General features: G+C 47.5%; 4 protein-coding genes. All 4 read right to left on the reverse strand.

Annotated elements, in window-relative coordinates:
- Positions 1–396: 396 nt before the first annotated feature.
- Complete coding sequence (gene gatB, locus AC29Z1_RS14625; RefSeq protein ID WP_488272190.1) at positions 397–1,839, reverse strand: Asp-tRNA(Asn)/Glu-tRNA(Gln) amidotransferase subunit GatB; 1,443 nt, start codon at positions 1,837–1,839, stop codon at positions 397–399.
- A 4-nt stretch (positions 1,840–1,843) separates the two neighbouring features.
- Positions 1,844–3,304 carry an Asp-tRNA(Asn)/Glu-tRNA(Gln) amidotransferase subunit GatA gene (gene gatA / locus AC29Z1_RS14630; RefSeq protein WP_488272191.1) on the reverse strand — a complete coding sequence of 487 codons (1,461 nt, stop codon included), beginning with the start codon at positions 3,302–3,304 and terminating at the stop codon, positions 1,844–1,846.
- Between the two features lie 17 nt (positions 3,305–3,321).
- Positions 3,322–3,612, reverse strand: coding sequence for an Asp-tRNA(Asn)/Glu-tRNA(Gln) amidotransferase subunit GatC (gene gatC, locus AC29Z1_RS14635; protein ID WP_488272192.1), 291 nt, complete (start codon positions 3,610–3,612; stop codon positions 3,322–3,324).
- Between the two features lie 94 nt (positions 3,613–3,706).
- Positions 3,707–4,091 (reverse strand): BRCT domain-containing protein (locus tag AC29Z1_RS14640; RefSeq protein WP_488272193.1); only part of this gene is annotated, 385 nt, incomplete at its 5' end.

Below are 4,091 nucleotides of genomic sequence, written 5' to 3' on the forward strand. Positions count from 1 at the left end.
GTTGTGCCTAAAATGCCATGTTGGTGGTCCCGAGCTACATCGGCAATAGTGATAAACGCATGATTGTGCTCTATGGTATCATAGGCTGGTATCATAAAGTAATTTTGGCGTTGAGAGTCGTCACTCAAAATTATCACCTCCTTTTTATTAACATAATATGCCGCATGATAACCAAAGGTGATTACCTAATATATTGCTGTAAATAAATTCACAGTAAAGTACTGCCCTAAAAATAACTTTGCTGAACTAGAACTGCCTTCCCGATTAGTATTGGCAAACCATTTAGATCTGGTGCAGTATTGGCACTAACAATGTCACACGGGGCTACTTACCAATGGAAAAGGGGCTGCCGACTTCTTTAGTGCGACAGCCCCTTGGGGCAATGTATTAATTACATTATGCTTGCGTCAACCGCTCTCTTAGCAGTTTGTTAACAAGTTCAGGATTGGCGCGGCCTTTGCTTTGTTTCATAACTTGGCCGACCAAAAAGCCGATGGCTTTTTCTTTGCCTGCTTTAAAATCGGCGACTGACTGCGGGTTAGAGGCAATGACACCGTCAACGATGGCAATAATAGCGCCTTCGTCACTGATTTGAACCAACCCTTGTTCTTTGACAATGGTTTCAGCATCTTTACCGGTTTCCCACATGCTTTCAAATACCGTTTTAGCAATCTTACCAGAGATAGTGCCTTTGGTAATTAAGGCAATCAACCCTGCAAGGTTTGCAGCGCTAACCGGGCAGTTTTCTATAGGAGTATTTGTGGCATTAAGATGCTTGGATACATCCCCCATCAGCCAGTTGGCGGCTGTTTTGGCGTCAGCTCCGGCTTTTACGACAGCGTCAAAATAATCAGCCATAGCGCGGCTGGCAGTAATGGTTGCGGCATCATACGATGACAGGCCATAGTCAGCCATGATTCTGGCTTTGCGCGCATCAGGAAGCTCTGGCAATTGCGCGCGGATGCTTTCTATTTTGGCCGGGTCGATTACTATGGGAACAAGTTCCGGTTCAGGGAAGTAGCGATAATCATGAGCCTGTTCTTTGCTGCGCATCGATCGGGTCACGCCTTTGGCTTCATCCCAGGAACGGGTTTCTTGAATAATGCGTCCACCATCCTCTAAGATCTCGGTCTGGCGTTCAAGTTCATACTCCAGGGCGCGCTGCACAGACCGGAAAGAGTTGAGATTCTTAAGTTCGGTTTTCGTGCCAAAAGTCTCGGTGCCCACCGGACGAAGCGAAATGTTGGCATCACAGCGCAGGCTGCCTTCTTCCATTTTACAATCCGAAACATCAATATACTGAAGTATGCTCCGCATTTTCTCCAGATAGGCTTTGGCCTCTTCGGGTGAACGGATATCAGGCTCAGATACAATCTCAATGAGCGGCACACCAGTACGGTTATAGTCTACCAAAGCATATTCGCTATTGTTAATGGTGCCTGAATGCACCAGTTTGCCGGCATCCTCTTCCATATGAATCCGGGTAATGCCTATGCGTTTGGTTTCACCATTGACTTCGATATCCAGATAACCGTTAACGGCAATTGGCAAATCATATTGCGAGGTCTGATAATTCTTCGGCAGGTCAGGATAGTAGTAGTTTTTGCGGTCAAATTTACTAAATGGTAGTATCTGGCAGTTAAGAGCTAACCCTGCCCGCACAGCAAATTCTATTACTTTTTCATTTACTACTGGCAGTACACCTGGCAAGCCAAGGCAGACCGGGCAGACGTTGGTATTTTGTTCAGAGCCAAATTTGGTGCTGCAGCCACAGAATATTTTTGATTCGGTTTTGAGTTCACAATGAACCTCAAGTCCTATGATGGTTTCGTATTTCATGGCATTAACCCTCCCCCAGCGGCGCAAACCGTGTATGATAATCGTTGGCCTGTTCGAAGGCGTAAGCCGCCTGAATAATGGTAGCCTCAGCTAACGGTTTGCCGATAATCTGCATCCCGATAGGCAAACCATTGGCAAAACCGCATGGTATCGAAATCCCAGGCAAACCGGCAAGGTTCACCGGAATGGTGCAGATATCCTGCAGGTACATGGCCAGCGGATCGCTGAGTTCGCCGATTTTGAAGGCGGTAGTCGGTGCAGTTGGAGCAATCAGTATATCGACTTCCGTAAAGGCTTGGTCAAAATCTTGTTTCACTAAAGTACGCACTTTCAGGGCTTTGAGGTAATAAGCATCATAATATCCTGAGCTTAGGGCATAAGTACCAAGCATGATCCGACGTTTCACTTCGGCCCCAAAACCTTCACTCCGGGTCTTTTTATACATATCAACAATATCACTGCCAGGAACGCGAAGACCAAAACCAACGCCATCGTAACGGGCCAGGTTGGAACTGGCTTCGGCTGGAGCAATCAGATAATAGGCAGGCAAGGCATATTCGGTATGCGGCAGAGAAACTTCTTTGACTTCTGCCCCCATAGAGATAAACTGGTCAACGGCCTTTTGGATGGCTGCCGCTACTTCAGGCTGGATACCAGCGGCAAAATACTCTTTCGGCAAACCAATTTTAAGACCTTTGACATCGTTGACCAGTGCCTTGGTGTAGTCGGGAACCTCGGCATTGATCGAAGTTGAATCCTTAGCATCATGCCCGGCAATGGCATTAAGCACCAATGCACAGTCGGTAACGTCTTTGGTAAACGGACCAATTTGGTCCAGGGATGAAGCATAGGCTACCAAACCATAGCGGGATACACGGCCATAGGTTGGCTTGAGCCCGACCGTACCGCAATAGGCTGCCGGTTGACGGATAGAGCCGCCGGTATCTGAGCCAAGCGCCCAGATCGCTTGTCCGGCTGCTACAGCCGACGCGGAGCCGCCGCTGGAACCGCCGGGAACCCGATCTGTGTCCCAGGGATTGCGGGTAATGAAAAAGCCTGAGTTTTCGGTTGAACCGCCCATGGCAAATTCGTCACAATTGGTCTTACCTACAAGCACAGCATCCTGTTCTGCCAGCTTGTCTACAACCGTAGCATTATAGGGCGGTATAAAATTAGCCAAAATTTTGGAGGCACATGTAGTCTTAGTGCCTTGGGTACAAATATTGTCTTTGAGTGCACCAGGAATACCAGCCAGTGGCGCAATGGTTTCGCCGCGCGCAATTTTCGCATCCACGGCGGCTGCCTGAGCCAGTGCTTGTTCTCTGGTTTCCGTTATGTAAGAACATATCTTAGGTTCGACAGCGTCTGTACGGGTAAATATGGCATTGGCCAGCTCAACTGCCGATATCTGTTTGCTTTGCAGCATTTTATGTAGCTCATGCGCAGTATGTTTAAATAATTCCACTTCTAGACCTCCCATCTTTACCCTTCCATAATTTTAGGCACCTTGAAATAGCCGTCTTCTACCTCAGGAGCATTAGCCAGTGCCAGCTCCCGCGGCAATGAAGGCTTTACTTCATCAGGGCGCATGACATTTTTTAGTGGCAATACATGGGCAGTAGGTTCAACGCCACTAGTATCCAGCTTATTGAGAATATCGGCATATTCTAAGATGGCATTGAGCTGCCCAGCATAGGCATCCAGTTCTTCCGGAGTCATTTCCAGACGGGATAACAAAGCTACGTTTTCAACATCTTGCCGGGTTATTTTCATCGTATCACCTTCCTATTAAGGTTACATAGCAGGACACACCTTACGCGATTACATACATGAGGTGTGTCACCATTTTCCAATAAAATTTATTATATCATGCTTGTGGCTTTTGTACTAGCATCCGGAACTCTTCTTCGTTCAATACCGGAATACCCAGTTCCTTAGCCTTCTCCAGTTTACTGCCAGCCTCCGCACCGGCTACAACATAGCTGGTCTTTTTGCTGACAGACGAAGCGACCTTACCGCCATAGGCAACAATGAGCGCTTCGGCTTCTTTGCGTGGCATGGACAGGGTACCTGTCAGAACAAATGTTTTGCCCGCCAAATCCTGACTCACAGGTTCCTGACGGTCTTCGGTCATTTTTACCCCTACGGCTTTAAGCTTTGCAATGAAGGCTAAATTGTCAGAATCGGCAAAATAGTTTACCACGCTTTCGGCAATTTTCGGACCGATTTCATCGATAGTCGTAAGTTCGTCA

It is taken from the genome of Sporomusa sp., assembly GCF_057736855.1.

Excerpts from the sequence above, each read along its gene's own strand:
- gatC (WP_488272192.1), bottom strand. The coding sequence starts at position 3,612 with ATGAAAATAACCCGGCAAGATGTTGAAAACGTAGCTTTGTTATCCCGT.
- gatB (WP_488272190.1), bottom strand. The coding sequence starts at position 1,839 with ATGAAATACGAAACCATCATAGGACTTGAGGTTCATTGTGAACTCAAA.